Annotated in this window: 22 protein-coding genes; 11 read left to right on the top strand and 11 right to left on the bottom strand. The window is 57.6% G+C overall.

Annotation, left to right across the window (positions count from 1 at the left end):
• Nucleotides 1-102 precede the first annotated feature (102 nt).
• Both CJ255_RS02385 and CJ255_RS02380 read right to left on the bottom strand, forming a co-directional pair.
• Nucleotides 103-507 (bottom strand): acyl-CoA thioesterase, encoded by a 405-nt coding sequence (locus CJ255_RS02385; protein WP_097642501.1) that lies wholly within the window; start codon nt 505-507, stop codon nt 103-105.
• 228 nt (nt 508-735) lie between these two features.
• Nucleotides 736-2,733 carry a DEAD/DEAH box helicase gene (locus tag CJ255_RS02380; protein ID WP_097642500.1) on the bottom strand — a complete coding sequence of 666 codons (1,998 nt, stop codon included), beginning with the start codon at nt 2,731-2,733 and terminating at the stop codon, nt 736-738.
• A 302-nt stretch (nt 2,734-3,035) separates the two neighbouring features.
• Here CJ255_RS02380 and CJ255_RS02375 point away from each other — a divergent pair, with 302 nt between their 5' ends.
• Entirely contained in the window at nt 3,036-3,269 is a 234-nt protein-coding gene (locus CJ255_RS02375) for a hypothetical protein (RefSeq protein ID WP_097642499.1), read from the top strand.
• A gap of 10 nt (nt 3,270-3,279) precedes the next feature.
• Entirely contained in the window at nt 3,280-3,513 is a 234-nt protein-coding gene (locus CJ255_RS02370; RefSeq protein WP_097642498.1) for a hypothetical protein, read from the top strand.
• Nucleotides 3,514-3,550: 37 nt separating this feature from the next.
• Here the strand turns inward: CJ255_RS02370 and CJ255_RS02365 are convergent, their stop codons facing one another.
• Nucleotides 3,551-3,733 (bottom strand): hypothetical protein, encoded by a 183-nt coding sequence (locus CJ255_RS02365; protein ID WP_097642497.1) that lies wholly within the window; start codon nt 3,731-3,733, stop codon nt 3,551-3,553.
• Between the two features lie 236 nt (nt 3,734-3,969).
• On the opposite strand from CJ255_RS02365, the gene CJ255_RS02360 reads away from it, so the two are divergent.
• Both CJ255_RS02360 and CJ255_RS02355 read left to right on the top strand, forming a co-directional pair.
• Nucleotides 3,970-4,881 (top strand): DUF4351 domain-containing protein, encoded by a 912-nt coding sequence (locus CJ255_RS02360; protein ID WP_165774532.1) that lies wholly within the window; start codon nt 3,970-3,972, stop codon nt 4,879-4,881.
• A 97-nt stretch (nt 4,882-4,978) separates the two neighbouring features.
• Complete coding sequence (locus tag CJ255_RS02355; RefSeq protein ID WP_097642495.1) at nt 4,979-6,637, top strand: FAD-dependent oxidoreductase; 1,659 nt, start codon at nt 4,979-4,981, stop codon at nt 6,635-6,637.
• 172 nt (nt 6,638-6,809) lie between these two features.
• Here the strand turns inward: CJ255_RS02355 and CJ255_RS02350 are convergent, their stop codons facing one another.
• The gene (locus CJ255_RS02350) at nt 6,810-7,823 is read right to left on the bottom strand and encodes a 5-oxoprolinase subunit C family protein (RefSeq protein ID WP_245863133.1); all 1,014 of its coding nucleotides are present in this window, start codon (nt 7,821-7,823) and stop codon (nt 6,810-6,812) included.
• 276 nt (nt 7,824-8,099) lie between these two features.
• On the opposite strand from CJ255_RS02350, the gene groES reads away from it, so the two are divergent.
• Both groES and groL read left to right on the top strand, forming a co-directional pair.
• Complete coding sequence (groES, locus tag CJ255_RS02345) at nt 8,100-8,402, top strand: co-chaperone GroES (RefSeq protein ID WP_097642493.1); 303 nt, start codon at nt 8,100-8,102, stop codon at nt 8,400-8,402.
• Between the two features lie 25 nt (nt 8,403-8,427).
• Entirely contained in the window at nt 8,428-10,077 is a 1,650-nt protein-coding gene (gene groL, locus CJ255_RS02340; protein WP_097642492.1) for a chaperonin GroEL, read from the top strand.
• Nucleotides 10,078-10,139: 62 nt separating this feature from the next.
• Here groL and CJ255_RS02335 read toward each other — a convergent pair whose 3' ends face one another.
• From CJ255_RS02335 to CJ255_RS23275, 7 genes are all read right to left on the bottom strand, one after another.
• Entirely contained in the window at nt 10,140-12,038 is a 1,899-nt protein-coding gene (locus CJ255_RS02335; protein ID WP_097642491.1) for a glycosyltransferase family 87 protein, read from the bottom strand.
• A gap of 13 nt (nt 12,039-12,051) precedes the next feature.
• Nucleotides 12,052-14,907: a cation-translocating P-type ATPase gene (locus CJ255_RS02330; RefSeq protein ID WP_217352386.1), complete on the bottom strand. Its 2,856-nt coding sequence runs from the start codon at nt 14,905-14,907 to the stop codon at nt 12,052-12,054.
• A 50-nt stretch (nt 14,908-14,957) separates the two neighbouring features.
• The gene (locus tag CJ255_RS02325) at nt 14,958-15,383 is read right to left on the bottom strand and encodes a hypothetical protein (RefSeq protein WP_097642490.1); all 426 of its coding nucleotides are present in this window, start codon (nt 15,381-15,383) and stop codon (nt 14,958-14,960) included.
• A gap of 3 nt (nt 15,384-15,386) precedes the next feature.
• Nucleotides 15,387-15,590 (bottom strand): hypothetical protein, encoded by a 204-nt coding sequence (locus CJ255_RS02320; RefSeq protein WP_097642489.1) that lies wholly within the window; start codon nt 15,588-15,590, stop codon nt 15,387-15,389.
• On the bottom strand, nt 15,587-16,570 hold the full coding sequence (gene ftsY, locus CJ255_RS02315; protein ID WP_097642488.1) for a signal recognition particle-docking protein FtsY: 984 nt from the start codon (nt 16,568-16,570) through the stop codon (nt 15,587-15,589). Before ftsY ends, CJ255_RS02320 begins: the two co-directional genes overlap by 4 nt.
• 95 nt (nt 16,571-16,665) lie before the next feature.
• Entirely contained in the window at nt 16,666-17,496 is an 831-nt protein-coding gene (locus tag CJ255_RS02310; protein ID WP_097642487.1) for a DsbA family protein, read from the bottom strand.
• Between the two features lie 32 nt (nt 17,497-17,528).
• Complete coding sequence (locus tag CJ255_RS23275) at nt 17,529-17,696, bottom strand: hypothetical protein (protein ID WP_165774531.1); 168 nt, start codon at nt 17,694-17,696, stop codon at nt 17,529-17,531.
• A 188-nt stretch (nt 17,697-17,884) separates the two neighbouring features.
• On the opposite strand from CJ255_RS23275, the gene CJ255_RS02305 reads away from it, so the two are divergent.
• The 5 genes from CJ255_RS02305 to CJ255_RS02285 all read left to right on the top strand — a co-directional run bounded on the left by CJ255_RS02305 (nt 17,885) and on the right by CJ255_RS02285 (nt 23,436).
• Nucleotides 17,885-19,396 carry a hypothetical protein gene (locus CJ255_RS02305; RefSeq protein WP_097642486.1) on the top strand — a complete coding sequence of 504 codons (1,512 nt, stop codon included), beginning with the start codon at nt 17,885-17,887 and terminating at the stop codon, nt 19,394-19,396.
• Nucleotides 19,397-19,404: 8 nt separating this feature from the next.
• A complete protein-coding gene (locus CJ255_RS02300) occupies nt 19,405-20,613 on the top strand; it encodes a glycosyltransferase family 4 protein (protein ID WP_097642485.1) in 1,209 nt (402 codons plus the stop codon).
• A gap of 135 nt (nt 20,614-20,748) precedes the next feature.
• A complete protein-coding gene (locus CJ255_RS02295) occupies nt 20,749-22,158 on the top strand; it encodes a glycosyltransferase (protein ID WP_097642484.1) in 1,410 nt (469 codons plus the stop codon).
• Complete coding sequence (locus CJ255_RS02290) at nt 22,155-22,520, top strand: DMT family transporter (RefSeq protein WP_097642483.1); 366 nt, start codon at nt 22,155-22,157, stop codon at nt 22,518-22,520. The genes CJ255_RS02295 and CJ255_RS02290 overlap by 4 nt, the downstream gene beginning before the upstream one ends.
• Before the next feature lie 49 nt (nt 22,521-22,569).
• Entirely contained in the window at nt 22,570-23,436 is an 867-nt protein-coding gene (locus CJ255_RS02285) for a metallophosphoesterase family protein (RefSeq protein ID WP_097642482.1), read from the top strand.
• The last annotated feature ends 659 nt before the right edge of the window (nt 23,437-24,095 follow it).

Here is a 24,095-nt window from a genome sequence, read left to right as displayed (position 1 = left end):
TGCGGGGATGCGAGGATGCTGAGGATGCGAGGATGCGAGGATGCGAGGATGCGAGGATGCGAAGTCCTTGCCGCTTCGTCGCACTCTTACATTGACTATTGGCTATCCCTCGTCATCAGTGGCAGGTAGCAATTGTGGCACTGCCACCGATTGGCCATCGTCGCCAATGGCGACCAAGACACACTCTGCTTGGCAGGCCAGCACCCGCTCATCGCGATCCATTGGCTCCCACCACAACTCGACGGAGATGTGCATGGAACTGGTACCAGTACGCACCAGACGCGCCACTAGTTCGATGATCGAACCCTGGCTCACCGCGTGGTGAAAGTTGATCTCACCAAGATGCACCGTTACTACCTTACGCCGACACCAGCGCGTCGCACAAATAAAGGCAGCTTGGTCGATCCATGCCACAGCTTGACCACCGAAGAGTGTTCCATAGTGGTTGGTGTCGGCAGGGAAGATCGGAAAGACCATGCGCGTCTCGGCGCGATTTGGTTGAATCATGGTATTGCTCCACGTAGGGAAGGATACAGAAACGAGAAACGAGAAAATAGGTTTGCGGCATCAGGATGCGCTGAATGCCTCCAAACTGTAAAGTATCCTGAAACCATCCATTAGGATGAGTTTCTTGACGCAAAGGCGCAAGGGCGCAACGTGTTCAGTGGTAGTTGTACCAACCCTTCGCGACGTTGCGGCTGTGCGTGAACTTATTTGCAAGGTCTTGGGTTTAGCCTAGACCTTGCCGCGTTTTGTAGGGGATTTGCGCCACTCCACAACGCTGGGGCATTCCTGTGCCGCTGCTTTGAGCGCCTGGGCAATCGGGTGATCGAGGGAGCGGATCTGAATGACGAGGGTGTCGATTGCTCGCGTGAGCGGGATCATCAACCAGCGTGCGGCAAAGTAGTGCGCCTCGCGATCGTCATCACTGAAGAGCGTGGATTGGGCTGGTGGAGTGTATTGTCGCCGCTTGTAGTCATAGAGCTCATCAAAGCCAAGGTTGATGCTGCTCCACGCCTCGAGGCCACGGCAAGAGTCGTACTGGACGATCCGAATCTGATCGAGATAGAGCGGATAGTTTGAGCGCACATGATCCGCTGCACCGTCCCATACCCGGTAATCCCAGGCTTGCAACTGATCCGCGATGAGGGAGTGAACCTTCTGATGATCGCGGTGTTTAACTAGCGCAGGCGGCACACAGAAGAGCATGTCGATCGGATAATTGTGTGCTGCTTGGGTTGTCTGTACCAGTTCGTCATGAAAGCTGCGATCAGCGCTATAAGGCCCCTCAAGAATGATCACCCGCCCCCCATATAGGTCGGCATCTGGCTCAAGATTCCAGTTCGGCAGATTGAGGTGTAGGGCGAACGCCTGGGCAAACTGGCAGAGCCCAGCCTTGAGGCGCAGTGATTTTGAGAAGGTGACAACCTGTGAATCTTTGGAGGCAATCACCTGACGCCAGTTGATATGCTGTGCACCGCGCACCATCTGGTCTACACCATCGGCCACCACAAAGCGGCGGAAATCGTAGAGTGCAAAGAGCAGGTCTCGCTCATCTGCAGGCCAGTCCTGGGACTCATCCACGAAGATATAGTCCCAATCAAAGTGTTCGGGAGCAGCAGCGATCAGTGCATCGAGTGGCTGTTGGTTCTGAAGGTTCGCCTTGCGGAGGTGATGAAGTGCCTGCTGTGTGTGCTGTGCGATCTGCGGGATGAATGGATCGAGATGTGTTTGGCTACTTCCAAGGTGCTTGACGATCTGGTACAGAAACGCATGCACCGTCTTGAAGATGATCGCCCGCGGTGTAGCACCATCGCCTGCGTTAATCATGACGAAGAGCCGCTGGAGATCGGCGACCAATGCTTTGTTGTAGGTCAGAATGAGTACCCGTGCATCCTGCTTTATGTACATATCGTAGGCAAGTTGGAGCAGACGTATGGTCTTGCCGGTGCCCCCCCTGCCGCGAAAGATGAGCAACTGCTTGCCCATCTTCTCGATATACTGGGGGGCTTGGCTCTGCCCAATATGCCTGCGCGTAATCCGATCGACTCTTATCCGATCAAGCTTCGACATCTCCAGGCGTTTACTCAAAAGATTGATGATCTCTGTCGTTTGCGTCACATTTGTATATGAAAATGCATTAATCTCCCGCACTCCTGCCACCCGCTTAGGCCAGGGTCGCCCTAAGGCGACCACAGAGCGCAGGATGTCACCCCATGTCGCCTGTGCGCCGATGATGTTGCTCATTACGTCGGGTAGGCACTCTTTTGGTACATTGGACAGCCAGATCAGGTCGGTCACGAAGGGTGGATTCATGCCGTGCTGTTCGTAGAACCTCCGCAACGCTACCTGTTGCTTCTGGGCTTGTTCGCTCGCTTGGTGGCGACGTTCGCCATAGAACACGGTAACCTGATTGCCGTCAAAGATAACCTTATCGGGCTGGTGGCTCTTCAGTTCGATGGTCAGGCAGAGCGAGCGAATGAAGATAGGATCCACATTCGGCGCGGCATCAGCAAGCGCAGCGTGCGGCATAGGGCGAAGCTTAGCGAGCAGAACAAAGACCACCAGATCAATATCGGTCGTCGTTTGGCCATAGCATTTTGCGCCAGCGACAATCCGAATATCGTCATGCTGATCAGTATCAACACCTGGCCAAGCCTCAACAATGAGATCGCGTAAGCGTTGTGCGGCACTGAACTCTTCACTCCCTTCGGCACCAATAATGCGAATCATGGGGTAACTCGTTTCATGCTTTGAGTGAACTTCACCTAAAGAGTTGGGGTTCCAGATCAATTTTGGAAACTGCGAGAAGCAGCACCAACTTGACTAACACCAAGTATAGCATAGCCCCCGAACCAATGACCTATCAGCAACGTTGTTTTTACAATTGCCTACATGATTAAGGCGGCCTCAAGTCTCATCTCAGTGGGGACAAGCGTTGGGGGGAGGATTAGGTGAAGTTGTGCATGATCTCACGATTTCTGATAATGGTATAATCGGTATGTCATGCATAGAAGAACTAAGGTATATTAGGAATGCAATTCGATATTATCAGTGACATCGATGATGTTGAGACCATTGCTACAAATGCTGGCATTCGTGAGGTTGAACGGCTACGTAAAATCTATGGGAAAGCCAGATGGCGCAAGAAAAAAGGAATTGCTACTATTCTCCTTGCAGATGGAACCATGCATCGCGCAGAATTGCATTGGTATGAAGCGACTAGCTTCGGGCGTAAGGAAGTGAAGATCAAGTATCTGCTTGATTAAGGAGGAGCGTATGACGACTGAACAATCAAAACTCCGCTTCGTAATCTGTATTGAGAATAGCGCTTATCCGGCTGCACTTGAGCGACGCAAGCTTTATCAGGTCATCCCAGATGATCATGCGGCAAGTCATCACCTAATCCGGGTGATTGATGAATCGGGCGAGGATTATGTCTATCCTGAAGCCTATTTCATCCCTGTTGATTTTGCACCGAGCATCCAAGAAGCGCTGCTTCGTGCGGCATAAGTATCGTCCTTGTTTCGTGGTGAGGTTGTGCATGATCTCACGATTTCTGATATTTGTCGACTCCGGCCCCCAACACGAGGCCGATGGCCGCCCCTGCTCCGGTGATGGCTATATAGACCGCATTGCCCGTGGTGCTCAGTAGGATCACGCCCAAGCCACCACCGATAAAGATTCCGAATAACATGCCTAATTGTGCGTAGGTGTACTGGCGCTTTTCCATGAGTTTCCTCGATTCTTCGTGTCTTCAGCGAAAGCCAGACTGCAAGGCTCTGGTTCAAGCATAACGCAGCTCCACGCACCACGTACCGGCCATGCGACTGATCTCTAACTGGTTCTCTGTATGGATATGGTTCGGTTGGTTGATCTGTGGCCCCAAAACCGTATCTTTTGGCTCTTTTTTACGGTACATGTTATAGGCGCATGAAATGGTCATGGGCCACTTGTATCAAGGGCCATATGGCAAAAACCGATAACCCCCTGAAACGTTTGGTCATCTTGGCTACCAACGATGTGGCCGCGTGGCTGCTGGAGCGACCGATCCGCGAGGTCACCAGCCGCCCAAGCAACCTTGTTCCACCAGCGGAGGCGTTGGATAGCGATCTGGTCTTTTTTGTCACGCTTGAGGATGGCGGAGAGGAAATTCTCCACCTTGAATTCCAAGGGCCAGGCAGTAAGCGACCAATGCCGCTGCGCATGCTCGAATATCAGACTCGGCTCACCACGACCTACCCGGACATCCCGGTCACCAGTGTGGTATGGTATGTAGGGCGGGCTGGGGCGCACGCCGTTGGCTTCGACAAGCTCAGCCAACGTCACATGTTGTTGGCTGAGCTTGTCGAAGCCAACAACGTGATCCACCTGTGGCGACTGGATGGCGAGGCGCTCTTAGCCTTGAACCGTCCAGTCCTCGCGGCACTGATTGGCCAGACGCAGTTGCGCGATCCCGAGTCCGCGTTGCGCCAAGCGGTAGACCAGATCGTTGCGGGCACGCGTGGTGAACTGCAAGAACTGTTGTTGATTGAATTTCTTACGCTCTGTACTGATAAGGAGGTTGCGGCGATGGCTGAACAGATCGTGCAGTATGATAGTTACGGCATGGAGGAATCGCCCTTCGTCCGCAAGTGGCTGGCGAAGGGCCGCGAAGAGGGCCGCGAAGAGGGCCGCGAAGAGGGCCGCGAAGAGGGCCGGGCTACGATGCTGCAAGAGTTGACGCTGCGTCTCCTAACGCGGCGTTGCGGCACATTGCCCGCTGCTTTGCACCAGCGGGTCGTTCAGCTTCCACCGGCTCAATTGCTGGCGTTGAGCGATGCGGTCTTTGAGCTAACTTCGTTGGACGAGTTGCAGGCTTGGCTCGCTCAGGTAGAATAGAGAAGGGGCACGGCAGCGCCGTGCCCCTACACCGCGTTGCTTTTTGCGCTATTGCAAAAAAAGCCCGTCCTTGTTGCAAATATGCTGAAAGGCTCCAATGAAGAAGATCGTAATTGTCGGCGGGGTGGCTGCGGGGATGTCTACCGCAGCGCGCCTGCGCCGCCTTGATGAGCAGGCAGAGATTGTTGTCCTCGAACGCGACCGCTATGTCTCCTATGCTAATTGTGGCTTGCCCTACCATATTGGCGGGGCGATTCCTGAACGTGAGCAGCTTCTGGTGGTTACGCCTGAGCATTTGCGCGCAACCTTGGCACTTGATGTGCGGACTGAGCATGAGGTTGTGAGCCTTGATCGCGCTGCACAGCAGGTGGAGGTACACGATCATGCGGGTGATCAGCGCTATACCTTGAACTATGATCTGCTCGTTTTGGCCCAGGGTGCAACGCCGCTGCGTCCCCCTATTCCGGGCATTGACCACCCCCGGGTCTTTACGCTCCGCAATATTCCCGATATGGACGCGATTATTGCGACGCTTAACGAGGGGGGGCAGCGCGTGGTGGTGGTTGGCGGTAGTTACATTGGTGTTGAAGTTGCCGAGGGGCTGCGCGAGCGCGGGCTTGAGGTGCATCTGGTTGAATTGCAAGATCAACTTATGCCGCTCTTTGACCGTGAGATGGCTACCGATCTGCGTCATCATATGGAAGCACATGGGGTGCAGTTGCACCTTGGGACGGCGGCAACCAAGATTGAGGAGCAGGCCACTGGGCTGGCGATTGAGTTGCGTAATGGGACGTGTATCAACGCTGATCTCGTGGTATTGGCGGCGGGGGTGCGTCCCCTTGCAACCCTGGCCCAAGCGGCGGGCCTTGAGTTGGGGCCGCGCGGTGGGATCAAGGTGGATGCGTCTATGCGTACCTCCGATCCCAAGGTCTACGCGGCGGGCGATATGGTCGAGGTGACCGATACGGTCACTGGGGAGCCGACGCTGGTGGCGCTGGCTGGCCCGGCCAATCGCCAGGGGCGGATTGTGGCCGATCAGATTTGTGGGCGTGATTCAACGTATAGTAGCACGCAGGGTAGCGCGATTGTGAAGCTGTTTGCCATGACTGCTGCGGCGACTGGCGCATCCGAGCGTACGCTGCAACGCTGTGGCATGGCCTACCGTAAGGTCTATCTGCATCCTGCGGGCCATGCGAGCTACTACCCTGGGAGCCACGCGATGCACATGAAGCTGCTCTTCGCCCCTGAGGATGGACGCATTCTTGGTGCCCAGATTGTGGGCTATGAGGGTGTCGCGAAGCGCATTGATGTGCTGGCGACGGCGCTGCGTGGTGGTATGACCGTCTATGAGCTTGAACACCTTGAGTTGGCCTATGCGCCACCCTATAGCTCGGCGAAAGACCCGGTGAATATGGCGGGCTTTATTGCCAGCAATCTGCTCCGTGGTGACCTCGCGCTCTGGTATGCCGATGAGTATGAGGCGCAGGCGGCTACCGCAACCTTCATTGATGTGCGTGGCCCGGATGAGTATGCCGAATGGCATATTGCAGGGGCGATCAACATTCCGTTGCCCGAGCTGCGCGAGCGGATTGACGAGGTACGCAACGTAGCGCAGAATGGCCCTATTCGGCTCTACTGTATGGTTGGTTTTCGTAGTTACCTAGCCTACCGTGTGCTGCACCAGCACGGCTTCAGTGATGTTGCGACCCTCGCCGGGGGCGTGCGTACGTTTGTTAGTTACCATGAAGTGAGATAGAGTGTGTTTAGGCAAGGATACAGAAATGAGAAAATAGAAAATAGGTTTGCGGCATTAGGATGCGCTGAATGCCTCCAAATGGTAAGGTATTCTGAAACCATCCCTATATGGCAAAAACCTCTGTGTTCTCTGTGCCTCTGTGGTGAAATCCTCTGTAGCTCTCCAAAACCTCTCAATCTACCATAGGCCACGCCCCCACGAGCGCCAATTGTTCCGCGAGATCATCAAGCTGGGGCCCATGGGCCAGCCATGCCGCCTGGCTCTGATGCGCGGCAAGGGCATGGGCCATGCTGGTGGGGCTGAGACGCAGAGGATCACCGGGGAGCAGTTGGGCCGCTAGGGGTAGGTCGGGTGCGATCACGATGGCAACCACCGGGTAGCCGCCGATGGTCTGTGCCTCAGCCATGAGCAGAATGGGTTTGCCGTCGGGCGGCACTTGGATTGCGCCCGCAATGACGCCGAAGGAGGGCAGGCTGAGGGGTTGTTGGAAGCTGAGGTGTAGCCCCTCTAGGCGGTAGCCAATGCGGTTGGCATCGGGGCCAATGCGGATGTTTGCATGGCTGAGGGCTGCTTGGGCCTCTGGGCTGAGGGCTGCATAGTGGGGCCCAGGCAGCCAATGTAGCGTTGGCTGCGGCCCATAGGCAGGGCGGGCATGCTGTGGCCAGTGTGCGCCTACATAGGGCCAGAGAATGCCAGAGGTTGGCGCTGTCGCTAGTTGATCACCCGCACGCAGAGCCCGTCCGGCCAAGCCGCCGAAGCCTCCGGCGAGGTAGGTGGCCCGCGAGCCCAGGACGTGCGGCACCGCAACGCCTCCGGCTATGGCGAGGTAGGCGCGTGCGCCCCAATTGGTGCGCCGTCCATGCAGGCGCAACGTCGCCCCCCGTGCAAGCAGTTCGCTGCGCCAGGGCGGGAAGGGACGATCCTCTAGGGTGGCGCCCAGCTCTGCTCCAGCCAACGCAACCAGGCATGGGCGCAGGCACTCTAGCACCGCCCCGCCAGAGGTCAACTCGAGGGCAGCCGCGTCGGGCCCATTGCCAACAAGCAGATTGGCGGCGGCCAGCGCAAACTGATCCATCGCGCCACTGCGCGGCACCCCATAGCGCCGCGCCGCTTCACGCCCAGCGTCCTGCACGCTACTGAGCAGCCCTGGAGTCACAATCCGCATGGTTGGAAGCATTGATCCCATATTTGTAGGCTACCGTTTGCGAAGAGGCGAAGAGGCGAAGAAGCGAAGAAGCAACGCCCGCGTATTCTCGCCTCTCGCATCCTCGCCTCCCGTGTCCTCACTTCGGCATTTCTGAAACCATCCCATCTCCCCCATTCTAGCACTCTCTCAAAAAGAGTGCTAACATGCCTCTTGACAAATCGTTCCAGATTGGGTACTATACACATCGGTTAGCACTCTCACTCAAAGAGTGCTAACCACTTCCAAGAGTCTTAAGCGAGTTATGGAGGGATAACCATGTCCGACTTCCGGATCCGTCCGCTCGGCGACCGCGTGGTGGTCAAGCCAGCCGAGCGCGAGGAGAAGACCAAGAGCGGGATTATTCTCCCCGACACCGCCAGCAAAGAGCGCCCCATGGAGGGTACCATCCTCGCCATTGGTGAAGGGCGGCGCGATGACAGCGGTAAGATCATCCCCATGAATGTGAGCGTTGGCGACAAGGTGATCTTTGCCAAGTATAGCGGCACTGAGTTCAAGGTGGACGAGGTTGAGTATCTGATCCTCTCGGAAAAGGACATCCTGGGCATCATCCAGGGCTAGTTATTGTTGAGGAGTGTAGAGCGATATGCCCAAGCAGATTCAGTTCAATGAAGAGGCCCGCCGCTCGCTCAAGCGCGGCGTAGATATGGTCGCCGATGCCGTTAAGACCACCCTTGGCCCGCGTGGGCGCAATGTGGCCATTGACAAGAAGTTTGGTTCCCCCACGGTTACCCACGATGGTGTGACGGTGGCTAAGGAGATTGAGCTCAAGGATCCCTTTGAAAATATGGGTGCCCAGTTGCTCAAGGAGGCCGCTACCAAGACCAACGATGTCGCTGGTGACGGCACCACCACCGCTACGGTTCTCGCCCAGTCTATTGTTACCGAAGGTCTCAAGGTGGTCGCCGCTGGTGCCAACGCCATGCTGCTCAAGCGCGGCCTGGATCGTGGAGCCGAGGCGTTGGTCGCTGCGATTAAGGCCAGTGCTACCCCCGTGCGCGACCGCGCCGATATTGCCCACGTTGCTACCAACTCCGCCGCTGATAGCGAAATTGGCGAATTGATCGCCGAGGTTATGGAGAAGGTTGGGAAAGATGGTGTGATCACGGTCGAGGAGTCCAAGGGTGTCGCCTTCGAGAAGGAGTACACCGAGGGTATGCAGTTCGACCGGGGCTACATCTCCGGCTATATGGTTACCAACGTTGAGCGCCAAGAGTCGGAGTTGGATGATCCCTACATCCTGATTACCGACAAGAAGATCAGCAGCATCCAAGAGATTCTGCCCGTCCTCGAAAAGGTACTCCAGGTCACCAAGAACTTTGTGATCATCGCTGAGGATGTGGACGGCGAAGCTCTTGCGACCCTCGTGGTCAACAAGCTGCGTGGCACCATCAATGCGCTGGCGATCAAGGCGCCCGGCTTTGGCGACCGCCGCAAGGCCATGCTGCAGGACATTGCGATCCTCACTGGTGGCACGGTCATTTCCGAAGAGGTTGGTCGCAAGCTTGACAGCGCCACCATCGAAGATTTGGGCCGCGCCCGCAAGGTTGTTGCCACCAAGGACGATACCACCATTGTCGAGGGCCGGGGCGAAGAGGCGGCCATCCGCGCCCGCATCGAGCAGATCCGCGCCCAGATCGAGACGACCACCAGCGACTTCGACCGCGAGAAGCTTCAGGAGCGCTTGGCCAAGCTGGCCGGTGGCGTCGCGGTGATCAAGGTTGGTGCGGCGACCGAGCCGGAACTCAAGGAGAAGAAGCACCGCGTCGAGGACGCTCTCTCGGCCACCCGTGCCGCCGTTGAGGAAGGCATCGTTGCTGGTGGTGGTGTCATTCTGATCAATGCGATCAGCGCCCTTGATAACGTCACCGTAGGCCACGAGGACGAGAAGGTGGGCATCCAGATCCTGCGCCGCGCCCTCGAAGAGCCGCTCCGCATCCTCGCCCTCAATGCTGGCGAAGATGGCTCGGTGATCATCGCCGATGTGCGCCGCATGCAGGTTGCGAAGGGCGATAAGAGCCTTGGCTACAACGTGCTCACCGGCGAGTATGGCAGCATGATCGAGCAGGGCATCATTGATCCCGTCAAGGTCACGCGCAGCGCCGTGCAGAACGCGGTTAGCATCGCGGGTATGATCCTCACCACCGAGGCCCTGATCACCGACCTGCCCGACGACAAGCCCGCCCCGGCGATGCCTGGTGGTATGGGTGGTATGGGCGGCGGAATGGATTTCTAAGGGAAGCAGCGCGGACGCGAGGCTCTCACTGCTTCGCCTCACGCATCCCTTTAGGGTTGGGGCTATGCCCCAACCCTGCTTGTTTTGTCCGTTTGAGTCTGCCAGATGCCAAGTGCGCCTAGCATCAATAGGTAGCCCCCCACGACGCTCCATGGTGGCAGGCCCAAGCCAAACTCGAGCCAGCGGCTGATCTGCATGAGCCCGATGGCCAGCAGGGCCGACCAGCGCATCCAGGCTGTAGGTGCAGCAAAGCCTAACCAGGCCAAGGGAATGGCAAGGAAGATGAGGTGGTGGTACCAGATCAGGCTTGAAGCAAGGGTTACGACCGCCACCCCATAGGCAAGTGCGCTGCCGTCGTCGTGGTGGCTGCGTCTTCGCCAGGCTACAAGCACCCAACTGCCTAAGAGCATGAGCGTGAAGCCGCGACCTAACCCTAAGGCGATGCGCTCGGCAGAACTGGCGTGTTCGGTTAAGACCACCAGTTGTGCGACAAGGGCTTGGTTGTAGGGGTTGCGCGGCGTCCCGGCTAACAACTGTGGCGCAATGTTGGCAAACTGTTGCCACGGTGTAATCCCGAAGATAGCGAGGCTTGGTAGGCACAAGAGCAGCAGCAAAGCGCCAATGCGTACTAGGCGCATCCAGTCGCCGCGCAGGAGTGGCCAGAGCAGCAGGATGCCTGGCGTGAGCTTGATCAGGATCACGAGGGCTAAACTAAGATCGCCCACCCACCCATAGGCCCGGTTGCGCTGCCCCAACATGAAGAGCGCCATGCCCATGAGAATGAGGCTGTTGATCTGGCCAATTGCTACATGCTCCCAAAAGGGCGCAAAGCCAAACCCCAACCCTAGCAGTGCCACAAGCGCCCAACGGGGGGCTTGCTGCGGCAGCGCCGCGTAGATGCCCAAGAGCGCAATGAGGTAGATCACGAGATTGCCAAGCAGCCAGAAGCGTTCGGCGTGGCTTGGTTCGAGCAGCGCCAAGACGGCAAAGACCGGCAGACTCGCTGGAGGATAGACAAACGAGACCCCAATGATTAACTCATCCAGACCAAAGGTGGCATAGGGATTTCTGCCTGCCAATATTTCCCGCCCAGCCTCGAGGTAAATCCCTAAATCTAAAGTTAAATCAGGATGAATGTAGAGCTGATTCCAAAACGATTGGCCCCAATAGGCTACAAGGAGGGCCAAACAGAGTAGCCAGATGATCCCAGAGGGTCTTTGCCCAGCAGCAGCTACAGGAGCGGATGGCGTATGCCAGCGTTCCCACCCAGGCAGCGTCACCCGGTAGCCCAGTAGCGTCACCATCAGTACTAAGCCGCCCAAGGTCGCAAAGGCTGCAAAGGGCAGACTTGGCCAACGTAGGCTATAGCCTACCAACAAGGCGATGACGAATAATCCAGTGCCACTCGCTGCCATCCAAGGGCGCAAGCTTGTGCGGAGCAGCCCATAGAGTACCAAGCTGAGGAGCAGGCTGCCTCCATGCACGATGGCGGGAGCCGCGCCCCCACCATAGATGCCCACAGTACGCACTACCACCCCAAGCTCACGCGGATCGCCCGCTGGCTGGAAGGGTTCTACCACAAAGCTGATCGTAAGCGCTTCATGGGGTTGCTCATCGGCCAAAAGTTGGTAGCGGCGCACCTCAGGGCCAAGGGCAAGTTCCACTTCAAGCGCCCCCGCCACCTGTAGGTAGCGCGGCTCGGCCATGGCACCACTCAGTTCCAAGACAACCAGGGGCCTGCCACCCGGATTGGGCAAGCTGAACTGTGCCTGCCCCGCTGTCCAGCGCACAGAGCCCTCGCGCTCACCCAAGGGCTCGACGCCATAGAATCCCGTTTCCACCGGAAGTTGCTCGGCGGAAAAGAGCTGCATCCGCTGCCCACTAAAGAGCCACCAACTCACCACCAGTATGCTACAAAGGCCAAAGGCTAATGCCAGAGCATCGCTACGCAGAGATCGCAAAGGATATATCCCATCACGTATTAGCAGGAAGACGATTCCAGATTAATTTAAATACCTCCATCACCAACAAAATCGTACAGGCCAGTGCCGCCATGAGCGCAAACTCGGCAAGGCTAACTGGGGCAACATCAAGAACCTGTTGCATGAAGGGGAGGCTGAACATGGCCAAGAGGTGAATGCCGAGCGCAGCAAAGACACCGATCACGAGGAAGAGGTTGCGCTGAATGGGTACGCGGAAGGCAGAGACATACTCCGAACGAGCATTGAAGACATGGTAATTTTGGAAGAGTACCATCAGCAGCAGGAGTAGATTGCGGGCTTCAGCCTCTGCATAACCGTTGCCCAAGAGCCAGATCCAGAGCGTCATACAGCCAACAAACATCACGCCGCCTGAAATGAGCGTCTGCCAGATCATGAGCGGGTTGAAGATGCCTTCACTGGGCTGGCGGGGTTTACGCTCCATCGCGCCTGGTTCACCTCCCTCAAAGGCCAACGCGACCCCTTGGATACCATTGGTTACCAAGTTCAGCCAGAGAATTTGCACAGCCAGCATGGGCAGAGGCAACCCCATGGCAATCGCCGTCAGGAAGAGTGCAATCTCTGCTGCACCCGTCGAGATGAGCAGGTAGATCACCTTCCGTATATTGTCGTAGGCGTAGCGCCCCTCTTCTACCCCATGCACAATTGAAGCGAAATTGTCATCGCGCACAATGATCTCGGCGGTATCTTTGGCCACATCGGTACCCGAACCCATCGCTACTCCAATGTTGGCTGCCCGCAGCGCTGGTGCATCATTGACCCCGTCGCCCGTCACGGCCACAAAGTGGCCTTGGGCTCCCAATGCCTCGACAATGCGCAACTTCTGTAGCGGGGTTACGCGGGCAAAGACACGTGCCTTATGCGTCTTTGCCGCAAAACGTTCCGCTCCAGTCACATCATCGTCCGCCGGTAGTTCACGTCCGGTCACCAAATCCGCACGGCTCTGGGCGATCCCAAGCTCTTGGGCAATTGCTAGGGCGGTCGCAGGATGATCGCCTGTAATCATGGCCACCTCGACACCCGCACGGCGACATGTTGCTACGGCTACTTTGGCTTCAGGCCGCAGGGGATCGATCATGCCAATCATGCCCACAAGCGTCAACGCGGGCATCGCATCTTCATGAAAGGCGGTGCCATCGCCTGCGACTAACCCTGTAGCCAACACCAAGACCCGGTACCCACGCTCGGCTAAGGCATCAGCTTGGGCAAGCGCCTGTTCACGATCCAGTGCTTGGGGGCCAGCAGCAGTGAGTGCTGTTTCGCAGAAGGCCAAGACCCGCTCGGCACCGCCTTTGACGGCAACCTGAACACCCTGCTGATCGCGGTAGACGACAGCGGCATACTGGCGCTCCGATTCAAAGGCGATTCGTTCAATCACTTCGACTGCCGCCCGCGTTGGCTCAGGCTCAAGCCCCAACTTGTAGCCCAGGCTTAGAAAGGCCACATCTACCGCATCGCCATCATGCTCCCATTCGCCCTCCGCGTTGGCTTCGACAGGCTCAGCCAACGTGGAGGGCGGGCGCAACGTTGAAGCCAACGTGGAGGGCGGGCGCAACGTTGAAGCCAACGTGGAGGGCGGGCGCAACGTTGAAGCCAACGTGGGGGGTGGGCGCAGCTCGGCTTCATTGCACAAGATGCCCGCCTTAGCCAACAGACGCAATTGCGTCTCATCCTGTTCGTTCAGTGAGCCTTGATCCGCATGAACCTCACCAAGCCCCGCGTAGCCCTCCCCCGTCACTTGGAAGGAGCGTTCACCAGGCAGCAGCAGCGTGCGAATGGTCTGGCGATTCACCGTAAGCGTACCAGTCTTATCACTGGCAATAATCGTACAACTTCCCAGCGCCTCAACCGCCGTCATTTTACGCACAATCACATTGCGCTGGGCCATGCGTCGCACTGCAATCGAGAGTGCCACGGTCATGGCAATGGGCAAACCTTCGGGAATAGCGGAGACAGCCAGAGCTACGGCAAGGAAGAAGACCTCGGTGAAGGGCGTTCCCTGGGCCATCGAGATCAGCACGAGTAGCGTCGAGGAGGCGAGAACCACAACGCTAATCGCCCGTACAAAGCGCTCCATACGGATAACCAGCGGCGGACGTAAGCCCGTCCCCTCCGCCGTTGCCGCCGCAATCGCGCCAATCTCAGTACGCAGACCAGTGGCAACCACGAGTGCCTCAGCTCGTCCAGCGGTCACGGTTGCTCCGGTAAAGGCCATCGTCACACGCTCACTTACAGGCGCATCGGGCGCAACCTCAGCACGAGCATCTTTCTCTACCGCTGCCGATTCACCTGTGAGGAACGACTCGTCCACACGCAAGTTCTTGGTTGTTAGCAGGCGCAGATCGGCAGGCACACGGTCACCCGATTCGAGCAGGACAATATCACCGGGAACCAATTGTTCCGCATCAATACGGCGCACTTGGCCAGCGCGGCGCACGCGGGCCTGTACAGTTAAAAGATTCTGCAATGCTGCCGCACTCTGCTCGGCGCGATACTCCTGATACGCTCCTAGTGCAGCATTGAGTACAATCACGACAATAATAAAGACCGAATCCTCAATCTCGCCAATTGCCACCGAGACAATCGCCGCGATGACCAAAATAGCAATGAGGGGATTCATGAACTGGTGCAGAACAATAGAGAGGAGCGTGGGTGGTTCGCGGTGGGGCAAGGTATTGGGGCCAAACTCAGCCCGCAACCGTTCCACCGCAGCTTCGTCAAGACCCTTGGGTTGGGCTTCAAGCTGGGTCAACGCGGCATCAATTGGTGTCGCATGCCATGCAACCGGAGGATGAGTTGCCGGAGTAGCATCCTGTTTCGTCATTGCCATTGCAAGCCTCTTCCCTATGGTTGCACAAAGAGTTGAATATTCCCATTTCCCTATGGTTGCACAAAGAGTTGAATATTCCCATTGCGGGCCCCATAGGCGTTCAGACGGTAGCGTAACATGCCCGCCTCATCGGTGTAGACGACGCCCGAATGGGTCACCTCAACCCCAGGGTGCGCCGCCACTACAAAGGCAACTGCGCCATCAGGTTCAACGAAACTCAGCTCCAAGTCACCCGATTCCACGCCAACAATAGCAATCACATGGACGGCAGTAGCAGGCAAGCCCAGGGCTATGCTCCGTTCACCGCGCCCCTCGGCACCAACAAAGCGCGTCAATAAATTCCCTGCGCCCTCCTGCACATCCAACGCGGTTGCTTCACCACTCACCAGCAGACAGCCAGTGAGGCTGAAGAGCATCAGGGTGATGAGCATGAGCGCACGGAGCATGCGATAGGGCAAAGACGAAAACCACTTCATACCTTACCCATACGATTCTGGGCGATAATCCACATGGTAGGTCTCCACTTCGGGTACCTCCTCAACCCGTAGGGGTTTGCGGCTCACGACGCGCAGACTGGTGCCGCAGCGGGGATTGGCACAGACCACCAATGAATCCTTGACCACGTATGAGATGACGCCCAACTTTTGCTTGCAGGTTGGGCAGGCGATGAACTCAACGCTCATGACAACTCCTCGGCAAACAGCGCATCCACAAACGTTTGGGCATCAAAGAGGGCCAGATCGTCAAGCTTCTCACCTGTACCGAGGTAGCGAATGGGGCGTTCAATATCTTGAGCCACGGCAAAGGCGATGCCGCCCTTGGCGGTACCATCCATCTTGGTGACGGCGACATCGGTTACGTCGGCTGACTTGAGGAATGCCTTAGCCTGCAGCACCCCATTCTGGCCGGTGGTGGCATCAATCACCAAGAGTACCTCGTGAGGCGCACCGGGTAGCTTACGCCCAATGATGGTCTTGATCTTCTCTAGCTCTTGCATGAGATTAAACTTGGCCTGCAAACGCCCGGCGGTATCAATGATCAAGACATCCGACTCCTGCTCAAGGGCGGCATCAATCGCCTTATAGACGACAGCAGCCGAGTCGGCCCCTTGGCCCAAGCTGATGCAGGGCACACCCGCCCGTTCGCCCCATGTTTCGAGCTGTTCTGTGGCGGCAGCACGGAAGGTGTCGCCCGCCGCGAGGATCACGCGCTTATTGAAGCGGTGTTTCATGCGCTGGGCCAACTTGGCAATCAGGGTCGTTTTACCCGCGCCATTCACGCCCACCACTAGAATCACAAAGGGCTTTGGCGGATCAGCGGCGGGCGGCTTGACCTGATCCTGGAAGACGCGCACCATCTCGGCCTTCAGCATATCACGCGCATCACTCGCCTTCTTCGTGCCATAACGATTCACCCGGTCTTTGGTGCGGTTGACAAGATACATCGTGGTTTCAAGACCAACATCACCCTGGATCAGAGCCTCTTCCAAATCATCCCAGAGTTCATCGGTAATGGGATCATCGGTGGCAAAGAGCTGGGAAATCTTGCCAAAGATACCCTGGCGCGACTTCTCTAGGCTCTGGGTAACCTGTTGTTCCTCAACCTGGGCCTCTTCTTCGCTACGGGGTGCGTCTTGGCCAAAACCAAAAAGACGTTTAAACATTATGATCGTAATCCTTCTGCCTCATGGAACGCTACGTTTGGAGCTATAGATCAAGTTTAGGGCTATGCCCCTGCCTATTGTAGCATAGTGACTTATCAATGCTGTTCCAGTTCTGCGTCGAGGATTTCACGCCACAGATTGATCGAATGGGCACCAGCGAGCAGTTTGGCATTGATGAAGAAGGTGGGGGTGCCGTAGACGTGAAGCTCATGGGCTTCGTTGACGCTGCGATCCACGCTGGCGCTCTGTGCGCCTTGAGTAACACAGGCCGTTAGGCGCTCAACCTCAAGCCCCACTTCAGCGGCGGCGGCACTGATGCGCGCTATGGCTTGGGCTTCGTTGCCGCGCCATGCGCTAGGTTCGGCAAAGAGGGCACGGTGCATCGGCCAGTAGCCCGCTTGAAGCCCCGCACACGCTGCGGCTTGCGCGGCCAAGCCGCTCTGCCGACTGGTGACCGGCAGGTCTTTAATGATATAGTAGACCAGTCCGGTTTCAATGTATTCCGCTTTGAGCTCCGGGAAGGTGAGCATGTGGAAACGACGGCAAAATTCACAACCAAAATCGGTAAACTCAACAATGGTGATGGGTGCATGGGGATCGCCAAGGGCGGCATAGCCTGCGCCACTGAGTCCAAGTTGGGCCATACTGGCGGTAATTGGCCCCGCGTCGCTGAAGACCACTTCAGGGGTTGCGGTGGGTGGTGGGGTTGCCGTCGGCACACGGGTTGGGGCGGGTACCACGGTGATCACCTGGGTTGGACGGGGCGTGTGGGTTGCGCTGGCCGGGGTCACACTCGGCAACCGGGCTATCGTTGGTGCGCTTGGCTCACTGGCGCTAGGTATGCCACATGCGGTAAGGAGCAGGAGCAGAAGGATGATACCAATGACCTTTGAACATGCCGCATGATCAAGAACGCTACAGCCCATTGGGACACCATGTTCGGCAATCGGAAATCGGATTACGCCTCCTGCTTGCTGCCGAGTGCGCCAGTCCATTCGAGGATGCTGACAATTTCGCTCATAGCTTGGGCACTTTTGAAGAGCCCTGCGACGCCGATCCCAACGATGATGAGCGGCCAAATGGTGCCAAGGGGGGCACTCGGTGTGGGAGCAAGATGATCCGTCATGGTCCTTACCTCCTAAGCTTGAGTTAGGGGTAATCTTAATATAATTGATTGATTTTGTCAAGATATTCCTTTTTCATTCTGTCATCTTTTGGCTACGCCCGATTTAGCAGCGCGTTACGTGAGTATACTATGGTTACGGTGTGTAGGGTTAGGTTAATCTAACAAGCATTTTCTTAAAGGCTTCTGCTATGCGTCGTCCGTTGCTGATCTTTTTCCTTTTGCTGATCAGCTATGCCTATGTGTTACCGCGTTGGTCGGATTGGAACCAGAACTCGCGGCTTAACCTAGTGTTGGCAATGGTTGATGATGGTACGGTGAAGATTGATCGCTATGTAGCGAATACTGGTGATTATGCGATCTATGAGGGCCATGCCTATACCGATAAGCCGCCGGGACTCTCGCTTATGGCGGTGCCGGTTTACCATGTGCTGAGTCCGCTGCTCAATCTGCCCGTGGTCGAGGCGCGTTTGGCGGCCCTTGGCGGCGGTGCAGCCTTTGCCCAGACGCTCCAAGCCGATGGCGCGGGCTTGGGGGGCGAGCGGGTGCGTTTTGCGTTGGTGCAGTATGTGCTAACATTGGCGGTGGTCGCGACGTCCAGTGCAGGCTTGGGGGTTGGCTTCTTTTTGGCGCTTCAGCGCCTTGAGGTGGCGCCTGGCCCTGCGGCGTTTGGAGCCCTTGCCTTTGGCTTGGCGACCAGTGCTGCGCCCTATGCCGGGAATTTTTATGGCCACCAATTGGTGGCGGCGCTGCTTTTTGGTGCGTTCTATGTGGCATGGCCTCATGCCGATTCCGCAGTACATGGGGCTACGCGCCTTGCGCTGCGCCCGATGTGGGATCCGCGAGCCTTGCTCTGTGGTCTGCTGCTGGGCTGGGCGGTGATTAGTGAGTATCCTGCGGTGCTGCCCGGTAGCATCATTGGCCTCTACGCGCTCTGGGTGCGTGGTCTGCGCTGGTTGACGCTGCTGGTGCTTGGAGGCATTATTCCGCTGATTCTGCTGGTTACCTATGATCTGATCGCGTTTGGGACACCGCTGCCAATTGGCTATGCCCACTCGGCGCTGTGGCAGGATCAGCATACCACTGGCTTCATGAGTATTACCTACCCGCAGCTTGATGCGCTCGTTGGGCTTACCTTTGGAGCCTTTCGGGGGCTCTTCTTCCGCGCACCGTGGCTGCTCTTGGCCATGCCGGGGCTGGTGATCTGGTGGCGTAGCGGGCGTTGGCGCGCCGAGTGGTGGGTCTTGCTTTTGGCCAGCCTGAGTCTGCTGCTCTTCTATGGCTCTTCGATGATGTGGTGGGGTGGCTTTGCGGCAGGGCCGCGCTACATTGTTCCGCTGATTCCCTTTTTGGCCCTGCCTGCCGCGTGGCTGATGGCCCAACTCTGGGCCAAGCTGAGGCTGCGTCTGGTTAGCGTTGGGCTTGTAGTCCTTTCGCTGCTGTTGGTCTGGATCGAAGCAACGGCACGGCAACTGTTTCCCACTGATGCGCTGCGCAATACCTGGACTGGCTATGTCTTTCCGGCTTGGCTTGAGGGCGATATTGCGCGCAACTTGGGTATGGCGCTGGGCCTGAGTGGGCCGTGGAGCCTGTTGCCGCTGTTGGGTCTTATCATCTTTGGTACCATCATGCTGCTGCGCGACGATGCACAGGTGTTGGTCTTGCCCCAGCGTCGCCCCTTGCAGCGGCGCTATGATCAGTGAAAACCTCCATGCGTATTCTGCTTCTCACCCAAGTTTTGCCCTTTCCCCCCGATGCTGGCCCCAAGATCAAGACCTACCATTTGTTGCAGTACCTGGGAAAACACCATGAGGTGACGCTCGTTTCGTTGATTCGCTCGGCGCAAGAAGAGGCCCATGCGGAGGTGTTGCGCAAGCTCTGTAGTGCCGTGTATACGATCCCCTTGCAGCGTTCGCGGCTGCGTGATGCCTACTATTTGGCGACGAGTATGCTCAGGCGCGATTCCTTCTTGATGCGTCGTGATCATTCAGATGAGTTGCATGCCTTTCTGCATGGATTGACCCGACGCCAGCATTTTGACATTATTCATGCCGATCAGCTCAATATGGCCCAATTCGCGGTTGATCTGCCCGGCGGGGCGCGGGTGATCGATCAGCACAATGCGGTCTGGACGATTGTGCAGCGCATGGCCGAACATAGTCCCTATCCTCGGCGGGTTGGGCTGGAATTGGAGGCGCGTCACCTGCGGCGCTATGAGGCGCGTATCTGTGCCCGCTTCGATGGCATGCTGGCAGTGAGCCAGCCCGATCTTGCCTTTCTTGAGCTTGCTGCTGCCGAAGTGGGCGTGCGCCTCCCAGCGACGGCGGTGATCCCCATTGCGGTGGATGCGCTGAGTGAAGCGCCAGTGCGCCGTGTGGCCCAGCCGCGCACGATTCTGAGTATGGCAACCATGTTCTGGCCCCCCAATGTGGACGGCGTGCTCTGGTTTGCCCATGAGGTCTATCCACTGATCAAGGCGGCGGTGCCCGATGCCGAGTTTGCGGTGGTAGGGGCGCGCCCGCCTGCGCAGGTACGGCAACTGGGTAGCGCCGATCCCAGCATTCATGTAACCGGCTATGTGGCCGATCCGCAGCCCTTTTTGCAGCAGGCCGCAGCCCTGATTGTGCCGGTGCGTGCCGGTGGCGGCATGCGGGTCAAAATCCTTGAGGCTTTGGCACGCGGCTTGCCGATTGTTTCAACCACCATTGGCTATGAAGGTATTAGGCTGCAACCGGGTGAGCATCTGTTGGTTGGCGATACGCCGCAAGCCTTTGCGGCGGCAGTGATTGAGTTGCTGCGGCACCCCTCCTTGGGCCAACGCCTCGCCAAGGCCGGGCGCAGCCTAGCCGCAGAAGTCTACGATTGGCGGGTGGTGAATCCGCAGGTCGAGCAGTTGTATGAAGCTGCGCTTAATCGTTAGGGCTACGCCCCACATCCTGTTTTTTGTTCCGCTTTGGCGGCGAAGCCGCCAAAGCGGAACAAAAAGAGTTTTCTTGGAGGCGGCGAAGCCGCCCCAAACCCCCGCCGTACCGTTTAGGTTACTAATCGAAATATTATGCGTGTTGCAAACCCTCCAACCCAATTACGTATCCTTGTTGTTGCGCCCTATGTTCCTTCGGCGATTCGGGTGCGGCCCTACAATCTGATGCGCGCCCTTGCGGCGCGTGGCCATGTGTTGCACCTTGTCTGTGCGACGCGAGGCGCAGCCGATGCGGCTGATCTAGCGGCACTCCAAGGCATCTGTACGGTGACGACGGTGGCGGTGGGGCGGGTGAGCAATGGGTTGGCCTATCTGCGGGCCTTGCCGAGCAGCTTGCCGCTGCAAGCGGCCCACTGCCTTGCGCCTGACTTTGTGGCGGCTACGCGGGCAGCAATGGCTCATGGTGGTTTCGATGTGGTTCACATTGAGCATCTGCGTGCTGCCGAGATTGCTTGGCAAGCAGCGGCGACCTTGCCCAACGCGCCGCCGCTGGTACTCGACGCGGTGGATAGCATCAGTCTGCTCTTTGAGCGCACCGTGCGTCACAGCCCACGCATGAAGAGCCGGGCGATAGCCATGCTTGATCTGGCGCGTACCCGTCGCTACGAAGCGACCTATAGTCGCCGCTTTCACCACATTGTGATCACCTCCGCCGAGGAGCGTTGGGCCCTTGAGACGCTGCGGCACCACTTTGGGCAAACCCAGGTTGCGCCGGTTACGGTAGTGCCCAACGGCGTGGATTTGGACTATTTTCAGCCGCAAGCGGGCCAGCGCGACCCAGAAACGATTGTATTTAGTGGCAAAATGAGCTACCATGCCAACGAAGCCGCTGCGCTCTACCTGTTGCACGAGATTATGCCGCGTGTTTGGCAGGTGTGCCCCACGGTACGGCTGGTGCTGGCCGGGGCTGAACCAGGCGCAGCCTTGTTGGCCCAACGCCGGCCAGGGCGCGTCGAAGTGACCGGAGCGGTGCCCGATCTACGGCCCTATCTAGCCCAGGCAACCATCGCCGTGGCACCGATCCGCTATGGCGTAGGCGTACAGAACAAAGTCCTTGAAGCCATGGCGATGGCTACGCCCGTGATTGCGGCCCGCCAAGCGACGATTGCCCTTGCTGCCCGACCTGATCACGAATTGCTTGTGGCCGATGACGCGCCTGAATTTGCCAGCCAGATCATCAGCCTGTTGCACAACCCCAGCCAGCAGCAGCAGCTTGCCCAAGCTGGCCGCAGCTATGTCGAGCGGGAACATAGCTGGGGACGCAGTGCGGAAGTGTTGGAAGGGTGTTATCGAGGGGTACAGGAGAACAGAGGAACAGGGGAACAGGGGAACAGAGGAACAGGGGAACAGGGGAACAGAGGGACAGAGGGACAGAGGAACAGGGGAACAGAGGGACAGAGGAACAGGATAACAGAGGAACAGGAGAACAGAGGAACAGGGGAACAGGGGAACAGAGGAACAGAGGAACAGGGGAACAGGCTATGAGTACGTGGTTCTTGATTCTACTCGCGACCATTTTCGGCATCGTCAGCCAGACGATGCTCAAGTATGGGATGAACAACTTAGGGCCGGTCACGCTCAATGGCAACCAAATTCCGGCGATTGTCTGGAAGATCGCCACCTCGCCGCTGGTGATTGGTGGGCTGATGATCTACGGGAGTGGCACCTTCTTCTGGCTGGTTACGCTCTCGCGGATTGACCTGAGCATGGCCTATCCCTTTGCCTCCTTGAGCCATGCCATTCTCTTTCTGATTGGCTGGCTGGTGCTGCGCGAGAAGGTGAACCCAATGCGTGCCAGTGGGGTCTTTCTCGTCTGCCTGGGGATGTTGATGGTGGCATTTTCGTAGTATTTGGCGGCTATCAATTACTTCCTAATATCCTATCTCCTACCTCATTATGGACAAAATCGCCATCATTGCCGATATTCACGGGAACCTCGCAGCGTTACATGCGGTGATTGCGGATCTTGAAGTTTGGTCGCCCGATCTGGTGATTGTAGCGGGTGACACGATCAACCGAGGGCCGTGTTCGGGGGCGTGTCTGGAACTGGTATTGCGTATGGTAGCCGAGCGGGGCTGGTTGCTCTTGCGCGGCAACCATGAACGCTACCTGCTCAGCTACCATCGGCAGTACCAGCAGGCCACATTGCCCCAGCACGGCCCTGATTATGAGTTGAGCCGGATTATTGCTTGGACCCATTCCCAGGTGCATGCATGGGTTGACGTGCTTGACGCGCTCCCGGATCGCCTCCATGTTGCGCTTGACACTGATCGGCTGGCGGTCTACCATGCTTCTATCGTTCATGATCGTGATGGCCTCGTGCCAATGGCCTCTGATGAGCGATTGCGGGCACAGATCGAGCCAGAGGCGGCGATCTTTTGCACGGCGCATACCCATGTTCCCTTTGTGCGCCAGCTTGATCAGACCCTGATTGTCAATGTGGGCGCAGTGGGCTTGCCCTTTGATGGTGATCAGCGCCTAGCTTATGCACGGCTGACCCGTGGGCACAAGGGCTGGAACGCCACCATTATGCGCCTTGACTATGATGTCGCCAGTGCGGCCCAAGCGATCTACAGCAGCGGCATGTTTGAGCATGTTGGCCCATTGGCCGAACTGCTGCTCCGCGAACTCCAGACGGGCCATTCGCTGCTTTTTGGCTTTGTGGCCAACTACCGCGACCCGATCTTGGCCGGGCAGATCAGCTTTGAGGATGCGCTCAGTGCGTGTCTGGCCCAAGCCCACTTGGCGAAGCGCTTTGCTTAAGAGGTTTTTGTAGGAACATTCCTGTTTGCGCCGTAGGTAGTGCCGACTTATGGTCTTCCAGAAATTAATCCGGTGTCGCGGCACGGACTAGACCTGATAGATATGCCAGATCTGCGAGGTCTGGTTAGCGGATTATTTACTGGAAGACCATTAGTCGGCTCCCATCGCAGCCAAAGACCTCAGCCGACTAAAGTCGGCACTACGATGCCTGCCCATGTACTATGAGGAGGCGAGGAGGCGAGGAGGCGAGGAGGCGAGGAGGCGAGGAGGCGAGGAGGCGAGGAGGCGAGGAGGCGAGGAGGCGAGGAGGCGAGGAGGCGAGGAGGCGCAGACACGCAGACGCGAGGAGGCGGAGAGGCGAAGCGATTGCCTCTTCGTTTCACGCAGCCTCTTGCGAGGGCACAGGGCACGGCAGCGCCGTGCCCCTACGCTGCGCCATCCTCGTTAATTTTCATCCCTAGACCGTTAGGTATAGTGAGTGTGGCTTTGCTCCACTCATCTTGCGACGATGTGTGAGGCTTCACGTCCTCGCCTCGCGTCCTCGCGTCTCGCGTCCTCGCGTCCTCGCCTCGCGTTCTCGCGTCTCGCGTCCTCGCGTCCTCGCGTCCTCGCGTCCTCGCGTCCTCGCGTCCTCGCGTCCTCGCGTCCTCGCGTCCTCG

The sequence above is a fragment of the Candidatus Viridilinea mediisalina genome (genome assembly GCF_002532535.1).
GTDB classification, from domain to species: Bacteria; Chloroflexota; Chloroflexia; order Chloroflexales; family Chloroflexaceae; genus Viridilinea; species Viridilinea mediisalina.
Note: the sequence above shows the minus strand (reverse complement) of the source record. Positions and strands in the feature narration are given on the sequence as shown.

Excerpts from the sequence above, each read along its gene's own strand:
- groES (WP_097642493.1), top strand. The coding sequence starts at position 8,100 with ATGTCCGACTTCCGGATCCGTCCGCTCGGCGACCGCGTGGTGGTCAAG.
- CJ255_RS02320 (WP_097642489.1), bottom strand. The coding sequence starts at position 15,590 with ATGAGCGTTGAGTTCATCGCCTGCCCAACCTGCAAGCAAAAGTTGGGC.
- CJ255_RS02385 (WP_097642501.1), bottom strand. The coding sequence starts at position 507 with ATGATTCAACCAAATCGCGCCGAGACGCGCATGGTCTTTCCGATCTTC.
- CJ255_RS02310 (WP_097642487.1), bottom strand. The coding sequence starts at position 17,496 with ATGGGCTGTAGCGTTCTTGATCATGCGGCATGTTCAAAGGTCATTGGT.
- CJ255_RS02285 (WP_097642482.1), top strand. The coding sequence starts at position 22,570 with ATGGACAAAATCGCCATCATTGCCGATATTCACGGGAACCTCGCAGCG.
- CJ255_RS02350 (WP_245863133.1), bottom strand. The coding sequence starts at position 7,823 with ATGGGATCAATGCTTCCAACCATGCGGATTGTGACTCCAGGGCTGCTC.
- CJ255_RS02325 (WP_097642490.1), bottom strand. The coding sequence starts at position 15,383 with ATGAAGTGGTTTTCGTCTTTGCCCTATCGCATGCTCCGTGCGCTCATG.
- groL (WP_097642492.1), top strand. The coding sequence starts at position 8,428 with ATGCCCAAGCAGATTCAGTTCAATGAAGAGGCCCGCCGCTCGCTCAAG.
- CJ255_RS02355 (WP_097642495.1), top strand. The coding sequence starts at position 4,979 with ATGAAGAAGATCGTAATTGTCGGCGGGGTGGCTGCGGGGATGTCTACC.
- CJ255_RS02380 (WP_097642500.1), bottom strand. The coding sequence starts at position 2,733 with ATGATTCGCATTATTGGTGCCGAAGGGAGTGAAGAGTTCAGTGCCGCA.
- CJ255_RS02330 (WP_217352386.1), bottom strand. The coding sequence starts at position 14,907 with ATGGCAATGACGAAACAGGATGCTACTCCGGCAACTCATCCTCCGGTT.
- CJ255_RS02360 (WP_165774532.1), top strand. The coding sequence starts at position 3,970 with ATGGCAAAAACCGATAACCCCCTGAAACGTTTGGTCATCTTGGCTACC.
- CJ255_RS02305 (WP_097642486.1), top strand. The coding sequence starts at position 17,885 with ATGCGTCGTCCGTTGCTGATCTTTTTCCTTTTGCTGATCAGCTATGCC.
- CJ255_RS02295 (WP_097642484.1), top strand. The coding sequence starts at position 20,749 with ATGCGTGTTGCAAACCCTCCAACCCAATTACGTATCCTTGTTGTTGCG.
- CJ255_RS02290 (WP_097642483.1), top strand. The coding sequence starts at position 22,155 with ATGAGTACGTGGTTCTTGATTCTACTCGCGACCATTTTCGGCATCGTC.
- CJ255_RS02370 (WP_097642498.1), top strand. The coding sequence starts at position 3,280 with ATGACGACTGAACAATCAAAACTCCGCTTCGTAATCTGTATTGAGAAT.
- CJ255_RS02375 (WP_097642499.1), top strand. The coding sequence starts at position 3,036 with ATGCAATTCGATATTATCAGTGACATCGATGATGTTGAGACCATTGCT.
- ftsY (WP_097642488.1), bottom strand. The coding sequence starts at position 16,570 with ATGTTTAAACGTCTTTTTGGTTTTGGCCAAGACGCACCCCGTAGCGAA.
- CJ255_RS23275 (WP_165774531.1), bottom strand. The coding sequence starts at position 17,696 with ATGACGGATCATCTTGCTCCCACACCGAGTGCCCCCCTTGGCACCATT.
- CJ255_RS02365 (WP_097642497.1), bottom strand. The coding sequence starts at position 3,733 with ATGGAAAAGCGCCAGTACACCTACGCACAATTAGGCATGTTATTCGGA.
- CJ255_RS02300 (WP_097642485.1), top strand. The coding sequence starts at position 19,405 with ATGCGTATTCTGCTTCTCACCCAAGTTTTGCCCTTTCCCCCCGATGCT.